The following is a 22907-nucleotide window of genomic DNA, read 5'->3' as shown; positions in this document are numbered from 1 at the left end:
AACTTGTTTTTCATGTTTTTGTGCGCTGACTTGAATATATAGAATACATAAAAATAAAGTGGTAACACAACAAATAGGGCTTTTCATTTTTTGCTTATTTAATTATAATCATTCCAATCAAAATTAATCAGTTTTATAGTAATGAAAGTATTAGCTCTCAAACAACATTTCTATATCAGACCGCCACCTTGTACTTATTTAAAATAAACTTTATTTTGAATTTAATTGAATCAATGCGTTTCCAAAAGCAGTTCCTAAATTTTTCTGTCCCTCTGTATTGTAGTGAACGTTATCTGGATGCTTTGGAAAATCAGTATATGGACTATCTCGTACGGTTTTAATTACTACAACATTATCCTCTGATTTTTCAAAGTCTAAAAACCCTTGTCTAACCATATCCGATCCCCCTTTCATACCATAATGTGAGTTTGTTTGACCAGCAACAAATGGCATATTTGGTATGTTAAACTCCTTACGATAACTTGAAAGCAATACGCCTAAATTTTTACCATAATTACTAGCACTTGCTTCAAATTTCGCATCGTTTTCGCCTTGCATCCAAGCCATTCCAATGATTTTATACGATTTACCTTCAGCTTTTAATCTGGCCAATTGTGCTTTAATTTGGTTTATATGGTTTTCGTATAATTTCATGTTCTGCTTTTGCTCTCCTCTTTCTATTTCCTTTGCTTGTTTTGCGGACCAATTTGGGTTCCATGCACCATATAAAGCTGTTCCTCCTTGAGCGGTTTTAATTAATAAAAATTCCTGATTTGGATTGTTTTCTGCTAGTGTTAGTCCTAAAAACAATTCAGGTCCAAAACGCTTTGTGAGATTATATTTCTCATGCAACTTAATTTTAGTATAAGACAGTGGCGATGCTTTATCTCCTTTATAATGACTTAATGCTACACGATTTGAAATTGCTTCAATACGCGCTTTTGTTCTGTCATCTAACTGATCGTAATTCCCAAAACCAACCATATTAGATTGCCCTCCCAGTAAAACAACATAAACGTCTTTTTTCAAATCCACTTTAGATTGCGCTCTACAATCAAGCATACTAAATGTTAAAATGAAACATGCTAAAGTTGATAATATCTTTTTCATAATTTTTATAGTATAAAATATTAGTTTTGATTTTTTTTATAATATTAGTTTAAAGTCATTAGTGCTTTTGCAAAGGCGATTCCAAATCTTTTTTGACCTTCTGCATTGTAATGCACATTGTCAGAGTGCTTTGGAAAATCGGTATACGGACTATCTCTTAGGGTTTTAATTACAGCAACATGATCTTCAGACTTTTCAAAATCCAAAAACCCCTGTCTTACCATATCAGAACCTCCTTTAACACCGTAATGCGAATTTGTTTGTCCCGCAACAAAAGGAAGATTAGGCAAATTCAAATCCCTACGGTAACTTGCTAATAACTCTTTTAAGTTTTTACCATAATTTTTGGCGCTAACATCTAGCGCACCGTCATTTTCGCCCTGCATCCATACCATGCCCAATATTTTATAGGTTTTGCCTTCTGATACCAATCTTGCTAGTTGCGCTTTAATTTGGTTGATATGTATTTTGTATAACTTTAAACCTTGCTTATACTCCCCTCTTTCAATAGCTTGAGACTGTTCAAGAGACCAATTGGGATTCCACGCCCCATACAATGCCGTTCCACCATGAGCTGTTTTAATGAATAAGTACTTTTGCTTTGGATGTTTTTCCGCTAAGGTTAAACCTAAAAACAATTCAGGTCCAAAATTCTTTGACCTTCTGTCCTTTCCCCAAATTTGATTTTTAAGTTCTGAAAGTGGTATTAATTTTTTGAGTTGCGTATCACTTAACATAACACGATTAGAAAGAGCATTAATACGTGAAATTGTTTCTTCATCTAGGCTTTTAAAATGCCCTACGCCAGACATATTTGATTGACCTCCCAATAGCACAATATGAACTTCTTCTTTGGAATTTATCTTAGATTGCGTTCTGCAACTTATGGTACTAAATGTTAATAACGCAATACTAAAAAACGTAAAAAAATTGCACTTCATAAAATTCTATTTTAAATTATTAATGATAACTTTTTACTTTAATCTTCTTTTCAAATTCTATCTTCATAAAACACATATCACTTGAAAGTCCATAAATCGGAATTTCAACTTTCGGTTTTTACTCCATATTTTTTTACTAAAACTATCTAGCTGGAATATATCCCAACTTTACTTTTATCTATTATTTTAACCATCCGCAACAAATCTACTGGATTTGGATATTCATTAAAATATTGATGTACCCATAGCTAGTATGAGCACAAGATCAAGACTAGTGTAATTATATCTATAGATTTTTGCATTAGAGAAATTTTCTAAAATTCCGTTCAGAAAATAGAAAAGTAAATTAGCAACTTTACACCAAAGTTGATGTGCCCTAAAATTTATATAATGTACACCTAAGTAAATAAAGATTCAAGAATCTAATTATCAACAAGTTTAATATTATTCAACATACTGATTTCCGATATAAGGAACCCCTTTTAGATAGTTATTTAATTTTTGAAAGGACAATTTTAGCTAGAAGGTTACCTTTATTTGAAGTTCTAAAATTATTTTTGCAATTTATTGATTAAGATACTGGCCATGGAAATAAAAATATTCTAGTTCTCCCTTGTAATATCCAAAAATCACCATCTATTCTCGTTACTATACTATCAACCTAACAATAATCTCTATAAAATTAGTATAATTCAGAATCTTAGAAATAGCTTAATTTCTTAACAAGCCTTTTTAACAAAAATAAACACCCAAAAATCTAGCTATAAAATACTCCTAAATAAAATTTCTATTTATATATATTTGCGTTCAGTTAAAATTTATTTTTTTACGACCAAGCACCTATGGCGGAATTGGTAGACGTGCTACCTTGAGGGGGTAGTGTCCTTATGGACGTGCTGGTTCGAGTCCAGTTGGGTGCACTAAGAAATAAACATGGAAATTACCTACAACCTAAACGAATTACCAGCGGTAGCAAAAACCATTATTGCTAATACCAAAAGCAAAACTATTTTGTTTTATGCTTCTATGGGAACAGGTAAAACAACCCTTATTAAAGAAATTGCAAAAGAATTAGGATGTAACATTAGTTCTTCTCCAACCTTTGCTTTGGTAAATGAATACGAAACCAATAGTAATGAAGTTTTATATCATTTTGATTTTTATCGTATTGAAGACGAAAATGAAGCTTATGATATTGGAATTGAAGAATACTTATACAACAATCATTGGGCGTTTATTGAATGGCCCGAGAATGTAGAAAATTTATTACCTTTAGATGCACAGGTAGTTACAATAAACACTAACCAAGACAACAGTAGAACTCTTATCTTAAAGTAACCTTTACCTGTATTTGAATCTTATAATATGGGGAAACGTATGGCTGCATTTGGAAAATTTGAGTTTCATGTTCAAGAAGAACGACTAGTAATTCCATCTAAAAAAGGAGATTTTCTTATAGGAATACCCAAAGAAACTTGTCACGAAGAAAAACGTGTTTGCTTAACTCCCGATGCTGTTGCTGCCATGACTTTACAAGGTCATAAAATTGTAATTGAAACTGGAGCAGGAATAGCCTCTAACTTTTCTGACGCTGAATATTCTGAATCGGGAGCAAAAATTGCTTACAGTGCTAAAGAAGTTTTTGAATGTTACTTAATTTTAAAAGTTTCTCCCCCTTCTATAGAAGAAATTAACTTGATGAGGCCACAAGCTTTTTTAGTTTCATCATTACAACTTAAAACACAATCCGCAGATTATTTTAAAGCTTTGGCTAACAAGCGCATTACCGCCATTGCTTTTGATTTTATTAAAGATGAACACAATAGTTTTCCTATCGTTAAATCTTTAAGTGAAATTGCAGGAACTGCTTCTATCCTTATCGCTTCTGAATTGATGAATGCAGAAAATGGCGGATCTGGTAGATTACTAGGAAACATTAGTGGTGTTCCTCCATGTGAGGTTGTTATTTTAGGAGCAGGTACCGTTGGTTTATTTGCCGCAAAATCTGCCAAAGGACTTGGAGCCAGCATTAAAGTTTTTGACAATTCAATTACCAAACTTAGACAACTACAACAAGATTTACATATTCCTATTTACACTTCTACCATCCATCACAAAGCTTTAGAAAAAGCTTTAATGAGAGCCGATGTTGTAATTGGAGCCATTAAAGGAAAAACCAGAGCTCCTATTGTTGTATCCGAAGACCTTGTTTCTATTATGAAAGAAGGTGCCGTAATTATTGATGTTAGTATTGATAGAGGTGGTTGTATAGAAACTTCAGAGTTAACCACGCATAGCAATCCTACTTTTAAAAAACATGGAATTATTCACTACTGTGTGCCTAATATTCCATCCAGATACGCAAAAACCGCTACAATATCTATTAGTAATATCATCACCCCTTACCTCCTAAATATTGGAGAAGAAGGTGGTTTTGAAAGCGCTGTTAAATATGATAATATCATTAGAAGTGGAATGTACATGTATAAAGGAATTTTAACCAATAAAGCTGTAGGTGATTGGTTTGATTTTCCTTTTACAGATATCAATTTATTGATTTTTTAATCTGTAAACAGACCGCTTAATACAAACTACTTCTTTACTTTTGACCCAAGAAAACTACAATCAATGTTTAAAGAATTACTAAGTAAAATTGATGCCAAATTATTAAGAAGATTTGGATACTATTTTGGTGGACTAGCCCTTGGTGTAGTCGCTGTAACCTACATCAATAAACAAAAAGGAACCACTTTTAACTACGGTCCTACCGCTAGGGTTTTAAGTCAAATTAGACTAAAAGATACTTTAAAAATATCCGACAAAGCTAAAGAAGTTCTAAAGCAATACCATTTGGATTCTTTAGATATTCAATACGTACTACACAAAGGTGATTGGAACAGAGATAAAAGTCATGTACACCAAAAACCTTGTCCTGATTATTGGATTGATGCTACCATAGGTAAAAAAATAAATGATAAAGTAATTAGAAATGACTTTTCTTTTATTATTGAAAGATGTGAATACACTGCTACTATAACAGATATTAAAGTAAATTAATTCCTAAGATGACAACAACATACACCTTACAAAACAAATTCTTACAAGCTACTTTTAAATCTCAAGGAGCAGAGTTAATTAGCTTAAAACAAAACGAAATAGAATACATTTGGCAAGGAGATCCAAAACATTGGAACCGTCATACTCCTGTTTTATTTCCTTTTGTAGGGGCTTTAAAAAATAACACTTACCAATACAAAAACGAGAGCTATTCCCTAGGTCAGCATGGTTTTGCAAGAGACAAAGAATTTACGGTTGTTAAACAGACTGAAAATAGCATTACTTTCCAGTTGATTGCTGATGACGAAACTCAAAAAGTATATCCTTTTAATTTTGTTTTTAACATCACCTATACGCTTTCTAATTCAGGACTTTCAACTGCTTATGGAGTAGAAAATCCATCAACAGAAGATTTATATTTTTCAGTAGGTGGCCATCCTGCATTTAATTGTCCTTTTGAAAAACATCAAACAAGAGAAGAATATATTTTGATGTTTGACAATGATGAAACACCAGAAGCAAGACTGATTGAAGGTGGTTTAATTGGAAACCAAACACACAAAGTATTTAAACAAGGTGGTGTTTTAGAATTACCAAAAGATGTTTTTGATAAGGATGCCATCGTATTTAATCCTAACCCATTCTCTCAAGTTTCTTTTATTCACGAACCAACAGGGAATACTTATATGAGTGTTGAGTTTAAAAACTTTCCTTTTTTAGGTATTTGGTCTAAAAATCAAGAATCTCCTTTTATTTGTATTGAACCTTGGCATGGAATTGCAGATAATGTAGATCACAACCAGGAACTTACTGAAAAAGAAGGAATTATAAAGTTAAAGCCTCAAGAATCCTTTGATTGTGAATACACCATATTGATAAATTTTGAAAATGAATAAATTGATTTTTCCATTTATCATAGTCGCTGTTGTTGTTTTAGCTTTTGTTATTAAACTTAACTATAAAGAAAAAGTTTTAAATGATGCTGAAACAACAAATGGAAAAGTTCTTAGAGAATTTCAACGAGGTAAATTACCTTATTGTGAATTTACCTATACTGTTGATAGCGTTGAATATCACAAAAAACAAGAAGTTCCTATGCATTTAAAAAATAAAGTACTCGATAGTACTTATACCGTTTATTACGATATAGACAATCCTAAAAATGCAATCCTAAAATTTAAATAGAAAGAGGCTCTTAATGGGCCTCTTTTAATGTTTTAATGTCAATAATTAATTGTTGCGTAGCAGTTTTATTAAGTCCGTTATAGATTCCCCTTATATGTTTGTTTTTATCTATTAACACAAAGTTTTCTGTGTGTAAAAAATCATCTTCCTTTAATTCCTCTCCCATATCTTCTTCAATAAAATAAGAGTTTCTTCCTAAATCATAAATTTCTTTTCTGCTTCCTGTAGCTAAAAACCATTTGTTTTGTTGTATATCATTAACTTCTGCATAATGTTTTAAAACCTCAACAGAATCTATAGATGGAGTAACAGAATGAGATAAAATTAACACCTCTTTATCTTTTAAATAAGCCTTTTGTACCATTGATAAATTACTAGTCATTTTAGGACAAATTCCCGGACAAGTGGTAAAGAAAAAGTTTACCACATAAATTTTATCATCAAATGTTTTATTTGATATTTTTTGACCTGATTGATCTATCAAATTAAAATCTGAAATTGTATGAAATGTTTTTAATTCACTTTCTGATAAATTCCAATAAGGAGTAAAACTAGCTTCTTTATAATACGGTAATTTATTTACCCTACTCCCTGTTTGTTTTTTGGATTGACAAGCTCCTAAAAGCAACAAGCCAACAAGAATAATTATACTATTTTTTAACTTTTTCATTTTCTACCTCATAACACATATTAGCACCTAATAACCCAAAAATTCTTCCATTAACGGCTTCGTAATTAGCATATAACTTTCCATTTTTTCGCCAAGCCTTTTGCATCCCCTGCTCCTGACCATACACAAGGTTTCTTTCTTTTTGTAATTCACCAGTTGGATACCAAACTTGTTCTTTACCATGTAAAACTCCCTTGTAATAAGTTGATTCACTTTGCAATTGCCCGTTTTTATACCAAATTTTAGTCAAGCCTTGTTTACGTCCTTTTATATATTGGGTTTCGTAATTTATATTTCCATTGTCATACCATCGCTTACAAGTACCGTTCTTTAATCCAGCTTGATAAGTCACAAAATATTTTAAACTTCTACTATCATCAGCATACAATTTTGCCACACCTGTAAATAATGTACCATTATACATCATTAAGCCATTTGTAGTATTCTTTACTAAACTATCGTAACTAACAGTACTAAACTTTACCCCATCTTTTTTTTGGTTTGAGGGTTTACAAGCTATACAGCTTAAAATAAATAATAAGATTTTAAAATATTTCATCATCTTATCAATATTAAGGTCTTTGCCCACCTCCAGCATTTCCACCCGAAATAGAATAAGGAGTTCCTTGATAATCTCCAGTAAAATTCACGTAATATTTATTGTAAATAGTAGTATTACCTATGTGATAATGATATTCTCCTTCTGTATTATGAACAGTGGTCGAGCTATGTCCATTAGAAGCATCTAAATCTGTTGGATAAGTTCCGGTTGAAGTACATTTACGCCCGTATAAGAAAAAACCATCAGCAATAATTCCAACCAAATTAGCATCATCATCAGAAAATGCAGTAGGTTCAAAATGATAATGATAACTTGTAGGTCCTGTATGAGCACCTGAATAATCTAAACCTGATGCTACATTTTGGGTAATCTGAATATTTCCTGCCTCGTTTTGATTGTAAATTACACCTCCACTAACAGAAATACCAATGGCTCCTAAAGAAGTAGCAGTAGTTTGTGCAGCTTTTTGTGGATGGGTAGATACTTGTAAAGCATAAGTCCCTTCAAAATCATCAATATATCCTGGAGACATACGAGATTCTGTAGCTACTGTTGGCGCCACATATAAATCATGCGTTGGAGACCAATAAGGAGAAGTGTGGTTTGGCAAACCATCTGTTTCAATAGAAACTGTATTGTTATCAATCAAAACAATATCGATATCCGAAGAAAAATCTGAAAAAGCAGCATGTAATGTTCCTTCTTCTGAAGAATCATCTGAGTTGTCTGAATCCTCATTATCTGTATCTTCTACATTTTCTATTTCATCATCTTCAATAGAGGTCATCGTATCTTTACTACAAGAAACGACCATGAAAAAACATAGAAATAATGCTATTGGATTAAAAAGTAAGTTCATTTTAATTGTTTTAAGTTATATACCTAAAACAATCAACTTATAAAAAACCCTACTTTTTATTTTCTAATTCCTTATAATATCTCTCCTTGATGTGTTTTACAGAACCTATAGATTTTTCTAACCAACTTAAATAAAGTCCTTCTTTTTGTTCATCAGTAAGTTTCCAATCTATATCAGATTTGTGTAACCTCTCTGTAGTATTTTGCAAAGTAATGGCTGCAGCTACAGACACATTTAAACTTTCTGTAAAGCCGTACATAGGTATTTTTAAATATCCATCTGCTTTATTCATAATTAAGTCTGAAGCTCCCGCTCCTTCTACTCCAAAAACAAAGGCTGATTTTTTAGTGATATCAAAGTCTGACACAAAAGAAGAATCTTCGTGGGGTGTAGTTACAATAATTTGATATCCTTTTTCTTTTAACTCATCAACACAATCTTGGGTATTGTTTTCTCTGGTTTTAAACCTATGAAAATCTACCCATTTCTGAGCCCCTTTTCCAACCCCATTAGAAATATAAGCGCTGTATTTATTTTCTATGGTATAAATATCTTGTATTCCAAAAACATCACAACTACGCACTACTGCACTCCAATTGTGTTTTTGATACAAATCTTCTAACACCACAGTAAAGTGTTTTGTTCTGTTTTCTAGAACTTGTTTGAACAACGCTTTGCGCTCTTCAGTAACAAACTCCTCTAAATAAGATACTAATTGTTGATCTACCATAAATACTTAATCTACAAATTTCTTGAAATTTTGATACAAAGCTCCTTCTTTGTTAATACTTGCACCTTTTAAAATCAAATCAAAAATTTCCAAGTTTCTTTCCTTAGCATATTTTTTTGCCCCTTTAAAAAACTCAAACTGATTGCTCTTAGGATTGTTTAATAAAGTCTGAATTCCTTCTTGAGTAGATAAATCAACCGTTTCATCATTAGATTTAATCATGATTCTCTGAATTACCCCTTCTGTACAATAAAACAAATTGATGCTAGATTTAGAAAAATGCTCTATATACTCAGCTTTAGATAAAACATCCTCCCAAACCAAATCGCTAAAAATATTAATTTCCTCATCAGCAACCTCTGGCTTGTTAGCTTTAATATCATTCCATTCTTTTACATCTATTTGCTGCGAAGCTAAAAAAGTAGCAAACTCTTCGTGTAATTCTTCTAATTGTTCTTTGGTTAATTGAATGTATTTCATTTTATCAGGTATCAGGTATCAGGTATCAGGTATCAAAAGTAAAAATCTTAGAAAAATACCAAAAACTATTTTTCATAAAAAAACTCACTATCCAATACAGGAAGTGAGCTTTTTAATATATTTAATTGTTGAATAAATTATTCAGCAATAATTTCAAATTCTAAATCAACAGTTACAGTTCTGTGTAAACGAACTGCAGCAGTATACTTTCCAGTTCTTTTGATAGAACCTCCAGCTATTTTGATGAATTTTTTCTCAATTGAATGTCCAGCTTTTTCTAAAGCTTCAGCAACATCAATGTTAGAAATAGAACCAAATAATTTAGTTCCTTGACCTACTTTAGAAGTCAATTTAATCTCTAATGCCTTGATAGCCTCTGCAGTAGCGTTAGCTTGCTCAACTAATTTAGCTTCCTTATAAGCACGTTGCTTTAAAGTTTCTGCTAATACTTTTTTAGCAGACTCAGTTGCTAAAACAGCTTTTCTTGTAGGAATTAAAAAGTTACGTCCGTAACCGCTCTTTACTTCTACGATATCGTCTGTGAACCCTAAGTTCTCAACGTCTTGTTTTAATATTACTTGCATGATAGTCTACTTATTTATTTTAATAAATCTCCAACATAAGGCATTAATGCCAAGTGACGAGCTCTCTTGATAGATTGAGCCACTTTACGTTGGTATTTTAAAGAAGTTCCTGTTAAACGTCTTGGTAAAATTTTACCTTGCTCGTTTACTAAGTACATTAAGAAATCTGCATCTTTATAGTCGATGTATTTGATTCCTTTTTTCTTAAATCTACAGTATTTAGCTTCTTTTTTAGTTTCGATGTCTAATGGAGTAAGATATCTTACATCTCCTTTAGATCCTCCTTTTGCTTGTTGATCTATATTTGCCATAATTACTTCGCAGATTTTAAGTTAGACTTTCTTTTTTCAGCCCATGCAGCAGCGTGCTTATCTAACTTTACAGTTAAGTAACGCATAACGCTATCGTCACGTCTAAATTCTAATTCAAAAGGAGCAATTACTTCACCAGCAACTTTGTACTCAAATAAGTGGTAAAATCCACTTTTTTTCTTTTGGATTGTGTAAGCTAACTTCTTTAGCCCCCAATCTTCCTTATGTAACATTTCGGCACCTTTAGAAACCAAATAGTCCTCGAACTTTTGTACTGTTTCCTTTACCTGAACGTCAGATAAAACGGGATTCAAAATGAAAACAGTTTCGTAATGATTCATAATGATTGTTTTTAATTAAATTTAAATCGGCTGCAAATATAATGATTTTATATCCATTCTCAAAAACCATCACCCTAAAAAAAAATACTTTTTCAGTTTTAACTTTATTTGATGATAAACAGCTGTAATATCTGTAGACAACTGAAAATGAATCACTACAAAAAGATAAATTACTCCTAAAAGAATAGATTCTATCAATATATTAATAATGGGATGAAACTTAAAATTAAACATCACCCCTATATAGGTTAAAAGAAAAATAGAAAACAATGCAATCCATGTTTTAATAGTAGTTGGCTGAATATTAAACTTACTTTTTACATACCATAATTTAATAGTGTTAAAAATAAGAACCACAATTAAAGTTGCTAAAGCTGCACCATTAATCCCCATAAAATCTATCAACCAATTGTTTAAAAATATGACCGAAACAGCCATTCCTAATCCATAGGGAAGTAAAACTTTATAGTGTTTTGAATTAGAAATAATAGCTCCATTATTCCCTAAAAACATATGATACAATTTAGCTGTAGAAATCATCAACACCACCCAAAAACCACCAGTGTATTTTTGAGGTAAAAAAGCATAAATAGATGCTAAATTAGCGTTTACCAAAACAAAAATTAATCCCGAAGCAAGTAACAAAGTGATTGCTGTTTTTCTATACAAGCCTAACACCTCATCATCATTCTTTTCGTTAATAGCTTTGGCTGTTAAAGGTTGAACGATTTGACTCATAGCTCTACCAGGAATTTCAATTACTGTTCCTATATAAACTGCCACTGCATAAAAGGCTACTTGTTCTATGGCTTCTTTTTGTGGAATCATAAATTTATCTATATCCAACAAAATAGTTGCAGCAGAACCTGCTAAAATAATATACAGACTATACTTTACAATCTCTTTAAAATTTGACGGGACTCCAAAACTAAAATGAGGTCTGTATAATTTTAATGCAAACCACATCATGATAAACATTTGTAAAAAATAAGCTGCCGTTAAGCACAATACAAATTGATGACTATTGATCCATTTAAAATAAACAGCAAACAACAAAACTGTTGCAGCTAACCTTACAAAAAGTTCTTTTAATATATTTCCAAAAACCGATTTTAACTGTACCCTTGCCCAAGCATAAAATATTTCAAAATAGGCAGTTGCCAGAGCTACCAAAAAAATTAAATAAGTATAATTTTTTACCAACGGATTTTCCTTAGACAAACTCTCTGAAATAGCATCGTAAAAAAATGCACAAATAACTCCTAAAGGAATTACAAGCAACAAAGGAAACCAAAGGGCTGAACTTAAAAACTTATCTATTTCTTCTTTATTGGTAAATGATGAGAAAAATTTTACTACGCTATAATTTACTCCTAGAGCCATTAAAGGTTTTAAAATAAACGCTGTAGATAACAGGAAGGTTACCAAACCGTAATACTCGGTATCTAAAAAGTAAACATATAAAAACAAGGTATTGATAGCTCCTACCAAAATAGCAATAAGCAAGGTAACTGTATTTTTATATGATTCTTTTAAAACAATTCCCATCTTTATGTTTCGTTTATCGTTCTTCGATTTTTTGTCCACCACTCATCAATCATCGATTTTCAAGTATTGGTCATCGAGCGTAGTCGAGATGCACTTGTACTAGACTACGCTAGAACCCCTAATTATTTTTGAATAATCAACTTTTTTATTTCCTTATAAATAGCTTGACCAACTTGATTTCCATATAATGACATAGAAAAATCATGTTGTTTAGAAATATGATATTGATAAGCTTCTTTCATTTTTTGTGTATCACTCCCTACCAAGCTAGCAAATCCGTTATTTACCAACTCAACCCACTCAGTTTCTTCACGAGCTATGACACAGGCTTTTTTATTAAAAAAGGCTTCCTTTTGCAAACCTCCACTATCCGTAATTACCAAAGCACAATTTTGCAACAATGCCAACATATCAAAATAACCAACAGGATCTATAAAAGTTATAGGATAAGTTAATTGATGTTTTTCTAAAATAGATTTTGTTCTAGGATGCAAAGGCATCACAACCTCTTTATTTTGATGAATTGCTAGTAACCCTTCAAAAATTCCTTTTAATGCGTTGATATCATCTGTATTTTCTTGTCTGTGAATAGTAGCCAATACAAAATCATTTTGCTTTAATTGATGCTTTTCTAAAACCGTAGCTTTTTCTTGCGATAAAGCTCCATAGAATTCCACTGCATCTTTCATAATATCCCCAGAATTCACAATTTTAATATCGTGATTTCTAAATCCTTCTTTTTCTAAATTATCAATAGCCGTTTGTGTTGGACATAATAATAAATTGGCAATTCTATCGGTAACAATTCTATTTACCTCCTCTGGCATAGACATGTTAAAAGATCGCAATCCTGCTTCTATATGTACTACTTTAATTCCTAATTTTTGAGCCGCCAAAGCTCCTGCCAAAGTTGAATTAGTATCTCCATAAACCACCACAGCTTCTGGTTTTTCAAACAACAATACTTCTTCTATTTTAGCTAACATTTGACCAGTCATGGCACCATGACTTAAACCATTGATATTTAAATTGTATTTAGGAACTGGTATTTGCATTTCCTCAAAAAAGACCATACTCATATTGTTGTCGTAGTGCTGGCCTGTATGAACAATTACTTCTTCAATTTCATTGTGCTCTACAATCACTCTACTCAATACCGCAGCTTTTACAAACTGTGGTCTTGCTCCTAATATGGTAACTATTTTGATAACTGGTTGTTGGTTCTCGGTTGTAGGTTTCCCATCCATAACTCCTCAGGTTCTTAACTCCTTAATATAATGTTTGCCAATTGCTCTGTTAATGCTTTTCTATGATATTGTTCCACACCAACCGAATTTACTGTTAATCCTTTTGAGCAGTATTGTTCATGTAAATCTACAAGTATTTCTTTTAACTTGTTTACTTCATTAAAATCTACCACAAAACCTGCTTTAGAATTTGACAATATCATTGCCAAATCTCCATCCGTGGGAGCAATGGCTATAATAGGTCTTTGCGCCTGTAAATACTCAAATATTTTTCCAGTCACAATTCCTTTAGCACTTGGCACATTATTTACAGCTAACAATAATACTTGGGATTTTTGTTGATATTTTTTCACCTCATCATGCGGTAAATAATCTACAAAAGTTACGTAATCTAAAAGTTTATATTTTTTAATACTCTCTTTTACTTCGGGGGCAACTTTCCCAATAAATTGAATTTTACAATTTATCTTTCCTTTTAAGACTGATAATGCTTCCCACAAAACCAAAGGATTTCTATCGGCATTAAGCATTCCTACATGAGTAATTGTAAATGCTTTGTCTAATTCTTTTTGCTGACTTAATTCGCCATCAAAACCATTGGTGATGACGTGTACATTTTTAGAAAACACATCATATGATTTTTTCATTTGATTCCCCACCACCAAAACCTCATCTGCATGTTTTAAAACTTCTTGTTCTAAACTTTCGTGCTTTTTGATGGATTTTTGAGTTAAAGGCAATTGATGAAAATAATCTATTTCTGTCCAAGGATCTCTAAAATCGGCAATCCATTTAATACCTAATTTCTTTTTAAGTCCTAAACCAATCATATGAGTACTATGAGGTGGGCCTGTAGAAATAATGGCATCTATCTTATTTTCTGATAAATATTTTTCTAAAAAAGTAATTGATGGTTGAATCCAAAACATACGAGCATCTGGAATAAAATAATTAGCACGTATATAAGTTGCAACCCTAGAAAGCAAACTTTTTTTGGTACCTAAAAAACCTGCACTTGTTTTTACTTTTTTTTGATTAGAAAAAACATTCATCAACTGATAAGGCTCCCAAATAGGTTGTTTAATCACCTCTATTCCTTTAGGAACATCATCACATAATGTAGCATCTTCAATTGGATAATCTGGATTTTCTACCGTGTAAACCACAGGAGTTATACCAAAATCTTGTAAATATTTTACAAACTTTAACCAACGTTGTACGCCAGACCCTCCTGCAGGAGGCCAATAATATGTAATGACTAAAACTTTCATTTAGTCTTTTTTATTTTTTTATATATTTTGCCAAGTGTTTTAGCTGTTTTAGCCCAATGAAATTCTTTGTGAACAAACATTGCTCCAGCTTCTCCCATCTCTTTCATCAAAGTTGGGTTTTTATAAAATTTTAATACCTGATTGGCGAAATCATTAGTGTCTTTTGCTTTATGACAAAGTCCAACACCTTGCTTTTTAACTAACTTTTTCTGCGCACTAGCACCACTCACCAAAAGCGGTTTTTTAAAACTTAAGTACTGAAACAATTTATTGGCATAAGTAGTATCGTGATGTTTGTTTCTATGCAAAGGAGAAATACAAATATCTGAGGAGATAATATAAGAAGGGAATAACTTTTCATCTTGCCAACCTTCAAAACTTACATAATTTTGAATTCCTAGTCTTTCTACCTCTGCTAGTAAAATAGGATCTTCGGTACTTTTACCAACCACAACCAATTTGATATTTTTAATGGTTTCTTTTAAAACCGGAATTGCTTTTATAGCGGTTAACAATCCTCTACGGATAGCAGTATCACCTATATACAACAACACAAAATCATCTTGGAATTTGGTATGAATACTTTCCTCTAATTCGTATTCGGTATAAAACTTTTTTAAAACAGTATTAGGTAAAACCTCAACTTTTTTTGCAGGAATATGAATTCTTTCTAGCAACTCATCTTTTGCTTCTTGAGTAACTACAATCACCCTTTTAGCAAATTTGGCATATTTTTCTTCGGCTGCTCTCCATCTTTCAATATCAATAACCCATTTTCCTACTCCTTTTTTTAAGTGAGGATAAACTTTCATGATTTCTGGCCTGTTTTCATGCAAATCTAAAACATAAGGAATTTTAAAAACCTTACAAGCCTTATACGCAGCACTAACAATTTGAATATCATGCACATGAAGTACGTGAATTTGATACAACAAAATAAACTCTTTGATTTTAGCGCTCATTTTGGTTTTGTAATAAGGAAAAGTATAGGCTAAAGCAGAACTTTTATACAAAAAATCGTTGCTTAAATAACGTACAACATGAATGCCTTTGTAATCTGTTAATCCTATTTCACTTTCATCGTAGGTTAAACAAAACAAATAGACTTCAAATCCTTTTCCAATTAAATATAAAGCCTCGTTTTCAACCCTTGGATCAGGAGGAAACGTTTTGTCTAAAATCATTCCTATACGCATGAAACTAGTCTTTTTTTCTTAGAGTAAATATTAATATTCCAGACACTATAATTAACAAACCATACCCCACCAAACTTAGCTTAGAACCTTGTTGAATTACTTTAGGCTCAAACTTAAAAACAATTTTATGTTTTCCTGCCTGAACATTCATAGCTCTTAACACATAATCTGCTCTATAATGTGGTGTTAACTCTCCATCTACATAGGCATTCCATCCTGGCTGATAGTACATTTCTGAAAACACTACCAATTGTGCTTTTTCTGATTGATAATCGTACACCAATTCATTAGGTTCATAAGAAATTAATTGAATGGTAGCAGTACTATCCACCTCTGTAGGCTGTACTTTAAAGTCTTGGGTGTTGATAACCACATCCTTCTTAGAGTCAAAGTTAGTTAAAGCAAAAATTTCATCATCTGCGTTATCAACAGATATAATATTATTTACAAACCAAGCATTTCCATTGGCATCAGGATTTTTTTGAGCTTGAGGCGCTCCATCTTCTGATGACACAATAAAATATTTGGTATTTAACATGTTGATGATTTGCATGTTATTTTTAGACAATTGATAATCTACCAATTCTTGATATCTACGTGGTTTGGCAGCATGGTACCCTCCTATTGATTTGTGATAGTACGAGGTAGCTCCATCATTCATAAAATTCCCACTAAAATTGGCTACCCTATAATGACCTTTGTCTTGTAAAATTTGTTTATCTGCTGATGATGGTGAAAATGGTTTTTCTACTTTGTTTGCTGGTAAAAAATTATCATCGTTTACATAACGTTTGGCAATAGTTAAAGTATCAAATAACAAAATAGCTCCCAATACTAAAATTCCGTATTGCTTTTTAATTTTAGCGTTTACAAGCATCCATAAAACACCAACTGTTAAAGCTACTAAAACAATAGAGCGAATTCCATCTGCAAATAAAATTGCTTTTCTGTCTGCCTTTAAAGCTCCTGAAAAACCAGGAATTTGTTGATTGTAATACCCATCATTTAATCCAGAAAAAGAAAACAACATTCCTCCAAAAAATGTAAAAATGATTAAAATTCCAACAACAATAATGATTGCTATTTTAGCAGACTCTATTTTTTCTTGTTTAGAAACTGTATCAGAAAACAACTCTTTTAAAGCCAACATTCCTAATAAAGGAATACAAATTTCTGCAATCACTTGAATAGAAGATACTGCTCTAAACTTGTTGTACATTGGCATATAATCAATAAACAAATCGGTTAAAAAACCAAAGTTTTTACCCCAACTTAATAATATTGAAAATATGGTTGCTGCTATTAAACCTTTTTTAATCCAACCTTTTACTAAAAAGCATCCTATAAAAAACAAGAAAACAAACACCACTCCAATGTAAGCTGGTGCTGCTACAATGGGTTGATTCCCCCAATAAGTAGGTACGCTTTTAGAAAATTGTGCTGCTTGACCTGCTCCTATTTTTGATGCTAAAAATTGATAAGTATTAGAGTCTGTTCCTAAATCTTCGTTATTGGCTCCACCCACCAAACGAGGAAGCATTAAGTTAAAAGTTTCTAAAATTCCGTAACTGTATTCTGTAATATAGTCTTTACTCAAACCAGTAGTAACTTCTTTTGGTTTTCCATCAGGAGTAACGGTTAATTCACTTTTACTACGTGTACTGTGAGCTGCATATTCTTTGGTTGCCAACAAGCTTTGTGCATTGGTTAACAAACCAATAACCATAGCTAATACTACCAAAGAAATAGGTTTTATAAAACTTTTTATAGTCCCTTTTTTAAGCTGTTCTAACACAAAAAACAAACCAACAAACAACAACATAAACAACATATAGTAGGTCATTTGTGGGTGGCTAGCTTGCATTTCTAATGAAGTTGCAATGGCTGTTAATACAAATCCAAGCACAAATCTTTTTTGAAAAAGTAGTAACACTCCCGCTAATACTAAAGGAATATAGCCAATAGCATGAGCTTTTGCATTATGCCCAACTCCTAGAATAATTATAAAATAAGTAGAAAATCCAAAAGCTAAGGAACCAATTAAGGCTAATTTCCAATCGAATTTTAAAACAGTAAGTAAAACAAAAAATCCTAGAAAATACAGAAACAAATAATCTGCAGGTCTAGGTAAAAAACGAATCACACCATCTAACTTTTTAATATAATCATTAGGGTAATAAGTACTTAATTGGTACGATGGCATTCCTCCGAAAGCAGCATCTGTCCAAAAAGCTTCTTTTCCGTTTTGTTCTCTGTAATCTTTAAGTTCTTTAGACATTCCTCTAAACTGAGCAATATCACTTTGGAATATTTTATATCCTTTTAAAACTGGCTTAAAATAAAAAAGGGCAACTATGCTAAAAGCTATAATTACACCTATATAAACAGCAACCTGTTTTACATTAAATGTTTTTTTCAAAATTGTTTTGTTTTGGAATTAATCTATTTCCTCGTAATCTACATACTCTCCAACACTATCATCTACCCTATTGTTTTGTGATGGTTTTCTTTCTATAGTTACTGTTCCTTCTTTTTCAACAGGTTCTTTCTTAACTTGCTGCCCTGTTTTTTTCTGAACGTAATTCACCAACAATACAGGTATCACATATTTTACGAAAAACTTAAAAATATAATATACGGCAAGTATAATTAATAGTGTTCTAATAAAATTTATAAATCCGGCTTCTTGCATTGATTTCTCTTTAGTTGTTCAAAAATAATAATTTGAAAACGAACCTACCCGCTCTACTATAAAATATTATATTTACAGCTAATAATTTTTCTGTTTTCATGAATCGAATTCTTCTCTGCATTTTTTGTTTTATTTTATTTACCAACACAAATCATGCCCAGTACACAAGCATTATAAATGCCAATACGCCTGGTGATACAGAAACACCTTATGCTGTAGGTAGGCGAGTTTTTCAGGTAGAAAACACTTTGTTTTACAACAATAATAACAATCAAAACATTAACAGTAAAGCTAGTTCTTTTAGCAATGATATCAACCTTCAATACGGATTTTGGTCAGAAAGATTACAAGCTACTTTAAAACACAGATTTACTTCTAGTGATGTAACCCTAAACGGTGCATCTAACCAAATTTTAGGAACAGAAGATCTGTCTATAGGATTAAAATATTTGTTGTACCACCATGTAAACAAGGAAAGTCCTGAATTAAAAAAGAGTTGGAAAAGACGATACGGATTTAAATACAACGGTTTAATTCCTAGCATTGGTATTGCTGCTTATGTTAACACTCCTTTGAGTAATACAGATTTTAACAAAAATACAACTACCGGTAGTGTTAGTCTTATTGCGCAAAACAACATCAATAAAAAACTAAGCATCAACAATCAGTTCGATTTAAAATATATTGGAGAAGCTTATCAAGAATTTATTTATTCTATTTCTTCCTCTTATGTGGTGGCAAGAAGATTCAATCCTTATTTTCAGTTCAGATATCATCATTTAACAGATTTTGATTTCTTTAATGTAGGAGTTGGTACTCCATTTCTTGTTAACAAAGATTTAGCGATTGGAATTCATTATAATGCAGCCATCGGTAATAAAATTTCAGGACACGAAGTAGGCTTAAATCTCGCCTTTAGAATAGACAGACATTATGATAGATGGGAATATATTGATGAACCTAAAGAAGAAAAAGCTCCTAAAGCCAAAAAAGAAAAAGAAATTATTGAAGAAGACGAATTTATAGATACGCTTCTTGAAGAGGCTCCTAAAGAGAAAGAATCTAAAAAAACTGTAAAAGAAGAAAAGCCTAAAAAAGAAAAGAAAGCCAAAAAGAAGAAGAAAAAGAAGAAGAAGAAAAAAGAACCTTTAGAAGATGTAATCTTAAGCTACTAATCCTTTTACCTTATGATATTATCTATTAGCGAACATATAAAACCCACAGATACTACTTTTATTTTTGACAAAGAAGAAAGTAGACATCTGATTAAAGTATTAAGAAAATCTGAAGGAGACACTGTGTTTATTACCGATGGAAATGGACATTTTTATACTACTGAGATATCTTTTGCCAACGAAAAAAAATGTACGGTAAATGTTATTAAAACAGAGCATAAAAGCAAAAACCGTCCTTTTCATTTACACATTGCTATTGCCCCAACCAAATTAAACGATAGGTATGAATGGTTTTTAGAAAAGGCTGTAGAAATTGGTATTGATGAAATCACTCCAATTATTTGTAAAAACTCCGAAAGGAAAGTAATTAAAGTAGATAGAATGAAAAAAATTATTCAATCTGCTGTTAAACAATCCCTACAACTTTATGTACCTGTTTTTAACGAACCAATATTGTTTGATGATTTTTTAAAAAATCAAAAAGCTAGTCAAAAATTTATTGCGCATTGTGAAGACGAAAACAACAAACAATTTTTACAACACATTGCCAAACCCGAAAATGATATTTTAGTGTTAGTGGGACCCGAAGGAGATTTTACTCCAAAAGAAATTCAAAAAACACTTGACCTAAATTTTATTCCTGTAACTCTTGGTCACAACCGATTAAGAACCGAAACCGCAGGGGTTTATATCACTTCTTTAATGACCTTATTATAGTCATCTATGAAAACAGCAGATTTACACGAATTGTTTTTAAATCAGAAACAAAACTTTACTACCGATACTAGAAAAATTACCAATGGAGCTATCTTTTTTGCTTTAAAAGGAGAAAACTTTAATGGTAATACTTTTGCACAAGCTGCTTTAGAAAAAGGAGCCGCTTATGTAATTATTGATGAAAAAGATTTTTACATTGATGAAAGAACTATTTTGGTTGATAATGTTTTAGAAAAACTACAACATTTAGCTCATTGTCATCGTGAGTATTTAGGAATCCCTATTGTTGCTTTAACAGGAAGCAACGGAAAAACCACTACCAAAGAATTAATTAGAGAAGTTCTTGCTACTCAATACAAAGTAAATGCAACTATTGGGAATTTAAACAATCATATTGGAGTTCCATTAACTTTGTTAAACATGACTAACGAAACTGAAATTGGAGTGGTAGAAATGGGAGCTAATCATTTAAAAGAAATTCAGCATTTGTGTTTTATTGCAGCTCCAAACTTTGGATACATTACCAACTTTGGAAAAGCCCATTTAGAAGGTTTTGGCTCTGAAGAAGGAATTATACAAGGGAAGTCTGAAATGTATGATTATATTGCTAATGCCGAAGGAATTGCTTTTGTAAACCAAGAAGATAAAATTCAAGTAGAACAATCTGATTATTGTGAATGTGTATATATCAACCCGCATGATACACCTTTATTAGAGTTAACTCCCTATGTACAAATAGCCCATAAAGGAGCAGTAATCCAAAGTAATTTAATTGGAAAGTACAACTATAATAATATTATTGCGGCCATAGCTATTGGTCAACATTTTAACATTACTAGTAAAAATATTAAGAAAGCAATAGAAAACTACAAACCAGAAAACAACCGCTCTCAAATTATAGAGAAAGGAAGCACGCATATAATTTTAGATGCTTACAACGCCAATCCTACAAGTATGGCAGCTGCTATAGACAATCTTAATGCTCTTAACCAAAATGCTAAAGCTGTTATTTTAGGAGATATGTTTGAACTTGGAACAACTAGCAGTAAAGAACACAAAGCAATTGTAGACAAAGTATTATCCTGTAATTTTAACTCGGTTATTTTTGTAGGAGCCCATTTTTACAATCAAAAAATTGAAGGTGCTAAATTCTATACTTCTTTTGAAGATTTAAAAAATAATTTTGATGCCGATTTTAATGACACAACTCTTTTAATTAAAGGATCTAGAGGAATGGCTTTAGAAAGAATTCTCGATCTTTTATAAAGACAAAACATCAAGATATAAAAGTTTAAACCGACTGTTATTTTACAAAAAATACAGTCGGTTTTTTGTTTTGCTAAACAAGCAAAAAACAATGATTTAAGATTTTGGCACGTTGTTTGGCTTCTAACCTATGTTAGGTTTCTGTAGATACAGAAATATTGTCTCACTAAAAACAATACATCATGAAAACTTTATATTTATTTTTATCTGGTTGTTTATTATTAAGTCTTACAGCAAATGCAACAAATACTGATTATAAATCTACTTCACAAAAGCCATTTATATTTATTGAAAATGGGGTAGAATACGCTGTTTTTAGCAATGGAGAATTTGATTTTAATATCATTCGTCAACCTACAAGTGGTGTCTCTATAAATACAAGAAACATCAATATTAGTTTTAACTCTGGTTACCATTACGAGCCTTATATTAAAAAAGATAGGTACGGAGCCATTGTACAAATTGAAAGGACTCCCATATATTATAACCACTATGGAAAAGTAACAAGAATTGGTAATGTTAACATTAACTACAATTACCAAGGATGGGTATCTAATATTGGAAACCTTAATATATACTATACCTCATATGGAGCTGTTCACAACAGAAGAGGTTATGTAAACCGCTATAACATCAACTACAGACCTTGTTACCAATCTTATCAAAGACCTGTTGTAAGAAGAACTATTGTATATAATAAACCATACAGAAATAACACTGTTGTAAAAAGATCATATGGTCACTCAACTAAAAAACAACCAAATAGAAAATATTCAAACCAAAGAGGCTACTCTCAAAACAAACAAAGAGAAAACAACAGTAAGGAACTTAAAAAACAAGACCGCAATAAAAAAGAAAGCTATAGAGAAAACAGCAATTCATACAGAAGAACTAGTAACAATACCAAATACGTAAAAGCTAGTAATGATGATGCTAAAAAAAATAAGAAACGATAATTATTAATT

Annotated in this window: 25 protein-coding genes and 1 tRNA gene; 10 read left to right on the top strand and 16 right to left on the bottom strand. The window is 31.6% G+C overall.

Going from position 1 to position 22907, the window contains the following annotated elements:
- Positions 1 to 210: 210 nt before the first annotated feature.
- Both AXE80_RS02880 and AXE80_RS02875 read right to left on the bottom strand, forming a co-directional pair.
- Entirely contained in the window at positions 211 to 1029 is an 819-nt protein-coding gene (locus AXE80_RS02880) for a sialate O-acetylesterase (protein WP_169816802.1), read from the bottom strand.
- A gap of 125 nt (positions 1030 to 1154) precedes the next feature.
- Positions 1155 to 2051 (bottom strand): sialate O-acetylesterase, encoded by an 897-nt coding sequence (locus tag AXE80_RS02875; RefSeq protein WP_068824394.1) that lies wholly within the window; start codon positions 2049 to 2051, stop codon positions 1155 to 1157.
- Positions 2052 to 2887: 836 nt separating this feature from the next.
- Here AXE80_RS02875 and AXE80_RS02870 point away from each other — a divergent pair.
- The 6 genes from AXE80_RS02870 to AXE80_RS02845 all read left to right on the top strand — a co-directional run bounded on the left by AXE80_RS02870 (position 2888) and on the right by AXE80_RS02845 (position 6293).
- A tRNA-Leu gene (locus AXE80_RS02870) sits at positions 2888 to 2971 on the top strand.
- Between the two features lie 13 nt (positions 2972 to 2984).
- Positions 2985 to 3389, top strand: coding sequence for a tRNA (adenosine(37)-N6)-threonylcarbamoyltransferase complex ATPase subunit type 1 TsaE (gene tsaE, locus AXE80_RS02865; RefSeq protein WP_068824393.1), 405 nt, complete (start codon positions 2985 to 2987; stop codon positions 3387 to 3389).
- A 27-nt stretch (positions 3390 to 3416) separates the two neighbouring features.
- The gene (locus AXE80_RS02860) at positions 3417 to 4616 is read left to right on the top strand and encodes an alanine dehydrogenase (protein WP_068824392.1); all 1200 of its coding nucleotides are present in this window, start codon (positions 3417 to 3419) and stop codon (positions 4614 to 4616) included.
- 63 nt (positions 4617 to 4679) lie between these two features.
- Complete coding sequence (locus tag AXE80_RS02855; RefSeq protein ID WP_068824391.1) at positions 4680 to 5108, top strand: hypothetical protein; 429 nt, start codon at positions 4680 to 4682, stop codon at positions 5106 to 5108.
- Positions 5109 to 5116: 8 nt separating this feature from the next.
- Entirely contained in the window at positions 5117 to 6004 is an 888-nt protein-coding gene (locus AXE80_RS02850) for an aldose 1-epimerase family protein (RefSeq protein WP_068824390.1), read from the top strand.
- Positions 5997 to 6293, top strand: coding sequence for a DUF3592 domain-containing protein (locus AXE80_RS02845; RefSeq protein WP_068824389.1), 297 nt, complete (start codon positions 5997 to 5999; stop codon positions 6291 to 6293). The genes AXE80_RS02850 and AXE80_RS02845 overlap by 8 nt, the downstream gene beginning before the upstream one ends.
- A 10-nt stretch (positions 6294 to 6303) precedes the next feature.
- Here AXE80_RS02845 and AXE80_RS02840 read toward each other — a convergent pair whose 3' ends face one another.
- The 14 genes from AXE80_RS02840 to AXE80_RS02775 form a co-directional block, all read right to left on the bottom strand.
- Positions 6304 to 6963 carry an SCO family protein gene (locus AXE80_RS02840; RefSeq protein ID WP_068824388.1) on the bottom strand — a complete coding sequence of 220 codons (660 nt, stop codon included), beginning with the start codon at positions 6961 to 6963 and terminating at the stop codon, positions 6304 to 6306.
- Entirely contained in the window at positions 6944 to 7522 is a 579-nt protein-coding gene (locus tag AXE80_RS02835; RefSeq protein WP_206208135.1) for a toxin-antitoxin system YwqK family antitoxin, read from the bottom strand. Before AXE80_RS02835 ends, AXE80_RS02840 begins: the two co-directional genes overlap by 20 nt.
- A 13-nt stretch (positions 7523 to 7535) precedes the next feature.
- Positions 7536 to 8384 (bottom strand): YHYH protein, encoded by an 849-nt coding sequence (locus AXE80_RS02830; protein WP_237340623.1) that lies wholly within the window; start codon positions 8382 to 8384, stop codon positions 7536 to 7538.
- A 49-nt stretch (positions 8385 to 8433) separates the two neighbouring features.
- Positions 8434 to 9114, bottom strand: a complete 681-nt coding sequence (locus tag AXE80_RS02825) for a TrmH family RNA methyltransferase (protein ID WP_068824386.1) — start codon at positions 9112 to 9114, stop codon at positions 8434 to 8436.
- 6 nt (positions 9115 to 9120) lie between these two features.
- Positions 9121 to 9594 (bottom strand): DUF6495 family protein, encoded by a 474-nt coding sequence (locus AXE80_RS02820; protein ID WP_068824385.1) that lies wholly within the window; start codon positions 9592 to 9594, stop codon positions 9121 to 9123.
- A 137-nt stretch (positions 9595 to 9731) separates the two neighbouring features.
- Complete coding sequence (rplI, locus tag AXE80_RS02815; RefSeq protein WP_068824384.1) at positions 9732 to 10178, bottom strand: 50S ribosomal protein L9; 447 nt, start codon at positions 10176 to 10178, stop codon at positions 9732 to 9734.
- Between the two features lie 14 nt (positions 10179 to 10192).
- Complete coding sequence (gene rpsR / locus AXE80_RS02810; protein WP_068824383.1) at positions 10193 to 10489, bottom strand: 30S ribosomal protein S18; 297 nt, start codon at positions 10487 to 10489, stop codon at positions 10193 to 10195.
- Between the two features lie 2 nt (positions 10490 to 10491).
- Complete coding sequence (gene rpsF / locus AXE80_RS02805; RefSeq protein WP_068824382.1) at positions 10492 to 10830, bottom strand: 30S ribosomal protein S6; 339 nt, start codon at positions 10828 to 10830, stop codon at positions 10492 to 10494.
- A gap of 69 nt (positions 10831 to 10899) precedes the next feature.
- Positions 10900 to 12378: an oligosaccharide flippase family protein gene (locus AXE80_RS02800; protein WP_068824381.1), complete on the bottom strand. Its 1479-nt coding sequence runs from the start codon at positions 12376 to 12378 to the stop codon at positions 10900 to 10902.
- A 122-nt stretch (positions 12379 to 12500) separates the two neighbouring features.
- A complete protein-coding gene (gene wecB / locus AXE80_RS02795) occupies positions 12501 to 13625 on the bottom strand; it encodes a non-hydrolyzing UDP-N-acetylglucosamine 2-epimerase (protein ID WP_068824380.1) in 1125 nt (374 codons plus the stop codon).
- A gap of 14 nt (positions 13626 to 13639) precedes the next feature.
- Positions 13640 to 14896 carry a glycosyltransferase family 4 protein gene (locus AXE80_RS02790; protein ID WP_068824379.1) on the bottom strand — a complete coding sequence of 419 codons (1257 nt, stop codon included), beginning with the start codon at positions 14894 to 14896 and terminating at the stop codon, positions 13640 to 13642.
- Positions 14893 to 16092: a glycosyltransferase family 4 protein gene (locus AXE80_RS02785; RefSeq protein WP_068824378.1), complete on the bottom strand. Its 1200-nt coding sequence runs from the start codon at positions 16090 to 16092 to the stop codon at positions 14893 to 14895. The genes AXE80_RS02790 and AXE80_RS02785 overlap by 4 nt, the downstream gene beginning before the upstream one ends.
- A 4-nt stretch (positions 16093 to 16096) precedes the next feature.
- Entirely contained in the window at positions 16097 to 18511 is a 2415-nt protein-coding gene (locus tag AXE80_RS02780) for a YfhO family protein (RefSeq protein WP_068824377.1), read from the bottom strand.
- A gap of 18 nt (positions 18512 to 18529) precedes the next feature.
- A complete protein-coding gene (locus tag AXE80_RS02775) occupies positions 18530 to 18784 on the bottom strand; it encodes a hypothetical protein (RefSeq protein ID WP_068824376.1) in 255 nt (84 codons plus the stop codon).
- A gap of 98 nt (positions 18785 to 18882) precedes the next feature.
- Between AXE80_RS02775 and AXE80_RS02770 the strand changes: the two genes are divergently transcribed.
- The 4 genes from AXE80_RS02770 (at position 18883) to AXE80_RS02755 (ending at position 22898) form a co-directional block, all read left to right on the top strand.
- Positions 18883 to 19959, top strand: coding sequence for a transporter (locus tag AXE80_RS02770; protein WP_068824375.1), 1077 nt, complete (start codon positions 18883 to 18885; stop codon positions 19957 to 19959).
- 12 nt (positions 19960 to 19971) lie between these two features.
- Positions 19972 to 20676 (top strand): 16S rRNA (uracil(1498)-N(3))-methyltransferase, encoded by a 705-nt coding sequence (locus AXE80_RS02765; RefSeq protein ID WP_068824374.1) that lies wholly within the window; start codon positions 19972 to 19974, stop codon positions 20674 to 20676.
- A gap of 6 nt (positions 20677 to 20682) precedes the next feature.
- Positions 20683 to 21942 carry a UDP-N-acetylmuramoyl-tripeptide--D-alanyl-D-alanine ligase gene (locus AXE80_RS02760; protein WP_068824373.1) on the top strand — a complete coding sequence of 420 codons (1260 nt, stop codon included), beginning with the start codon at positions 20683 to 20685 and terminating at the stop codon, positions 21940 to 21942.
- 182 nt (positions 21943 to 22124) lie between these two features.
- A complete protein-coding gene (locus AXE80_RS02755) occupies positions 22125 to 22898 on the top strand; it encodes a hypothetical protein (RefSeq protein WP_068824372.1) in 774 nt (257 codons plus the stop codon).
- Positions 22899 to 22907 lie beyond the last annotated feature (9 nt).

The sequence above is a fragment of the Wenyingzhuangia fucanilytica genome (genome assembly GCF_001697185.1).
GTDB classification, from domain to species: domain Bacteria; phylum Bacteroidota; class Bacteroidia; order Flavobacteriales; family Flavobacteriaceae; genus Wenyingzhuangia; species Wenyingzhuangia fucanilytica.
Note: the sequence above shows the minus strand (reverse complement) of the source record. Positions and strands in the feature narration are given on the sequence as shown.

Coding starts and splice junctions, on each gene's coding strand:
- AXE80_RS02800 (WP_068824381.1), bottom strand. CDS start 12,378: ATGGGAATTGTTTTAAAAGAATCATATAAAAATACAGTTACCTTGCTT.
- rpsR (WP_068824383.1), bottom strand. CDS start 10,489: ATGGCAAATATAGATCAACAAGCAAAAGGAGGATCTAAAGGAGATGTA.
- wecB (WP_068824380.1), bottom strand. CDS start 13,625: ATGGATGGGAAACCTACAACCGAGAACCAACAACCAGTTATCAAAATA.
- AXE80_RS02775 (WP_068824376.1), bottom strand. CDS start 18,784: ATGCAAGAAGCCGGATTTATAAATTTTATTAGAACACTATTAATTATA.
- AXE80_RS02845 (WP_068824389.1), top strand. CDS start 5,997: ATGAATAAATTGATTTTTCCATTTATCATAGTCGCTGTTGTTGTTTTA.
- AXE80_RS02770 (WP_068824375.1), top strand. CDS start 18,883: ATGAATCGAATTCTTCTCTGCATTTTTTGTTTTATTTTATTTACCAAC.
- AXE80_RS02755 (WP_068824372.1), top strand. CDS start 22,125: ATGAAAACTTTATATTTATTTTTATCTGGTTGTTTATTATTAAGTCTT.
- rplI (WP_068824384.1), bottom strand. CDS start 10,178: ATGCAAGTAATATTAAAACAAGACGTTGAGAACTTAGGGTTCACAGAC.
- AXE80_RS02860 (WP_068824392.1), top strand. CDS start 3,417: ATGGGGAAACGTATGGCTGCATTTGGAAAATTTGAGTTTCATGTTCAA.
- AXE80_RS02850 (WP_068824390.1), top strand. CDS start 5,117: ATGACAACAACATACACCTTACAAAACAAATTCTTACAAGCTACTTTT.
- AXE80_RS02765 (WP_068824374.1), top strand. CDS start 19,972: ATGATATTATCTATTAGCGAACATATAAAACCCACAGATACTACTTTT.
- AXE80_RS02855 (WP_068824391.1), top strand. CDS start 4,680: ATGTTTAAAGAATTACTAAGTAAAATTGATGCCAAATTATTAAGAAGA.
- AXE80_RS02875 (WP_068824394.1), bottom strand. CDS start 2,051: ATGAAGTGCAATTTTTTTACGTTTTTTAGTATTGCGTTATTAACATTT.
- AXE80_RS02760 (WP_068824373.1), top strand. CDS start 20,683: ATGAAAACAGCAGATTTACACGAATTGTTTTTAAATCAGAAACAAAAC.
- AXE80_RS02840 (WP_068824388.1), bottom strand. CDS start 6,963: ATGAAAAAGTTAAAAAATAGTATAATTATTCTTGTTGGCTTGTTGCTT.
- AXE80_RS02835 (WP_206208135.1), bottom strand. CDS start 7,522: ATGAAATATTTTAAAATCTTATTATTTATTTTAAGCTGTATAGCTTGT.
- AXE80_RS02790 (WP_068824379.1), bottom strand. CDS start 14,896: ATGAAAGTTTTAGTCATTACATATTATTGGCCTCCTGCAGGAGGGTCT.
- AXE80_RS02825 (WP_068824386.1), bottom strand. CDS start 9,114: ATGGTAGATCAACAATTAGTATCTTATTTAGAGGAGTTTGTTACTGAA.
- AXE80_RS02830 (WP_237340623.1), bottom strand. CDS start 8,384: ATGAACTTACTTTTTAATCCAATAGCATTATTTCTATGTTTTTTCATG.
- AXE80_RS02820 (WP_068824385.1), bottom strand. CDS start 9,594: ATGAAATACATTCAATTAACCAAAGAACAATTAGAAGAATTACACGAA.
- rpsF (WP_068824382.1), bottom strand. CDS start 10,830: ATGAATCATTACGAAACTGTTTTCATTTTGAATCCCGTTTTATCTGAC.
- tsaE (WP_068824393.1), top strand. CDS start 2,985: ATGGAAATTACCTACAACCTAAACGAATTACCAGCGGTAGCAAAAACC.
- AXE80_RS02785 (WP_068824378.1), bottom strand. CDS start 16,092: ATGCGTATAGGAATGATTTTAGACAAAACGTTTCCTCCTGATCCAAGG.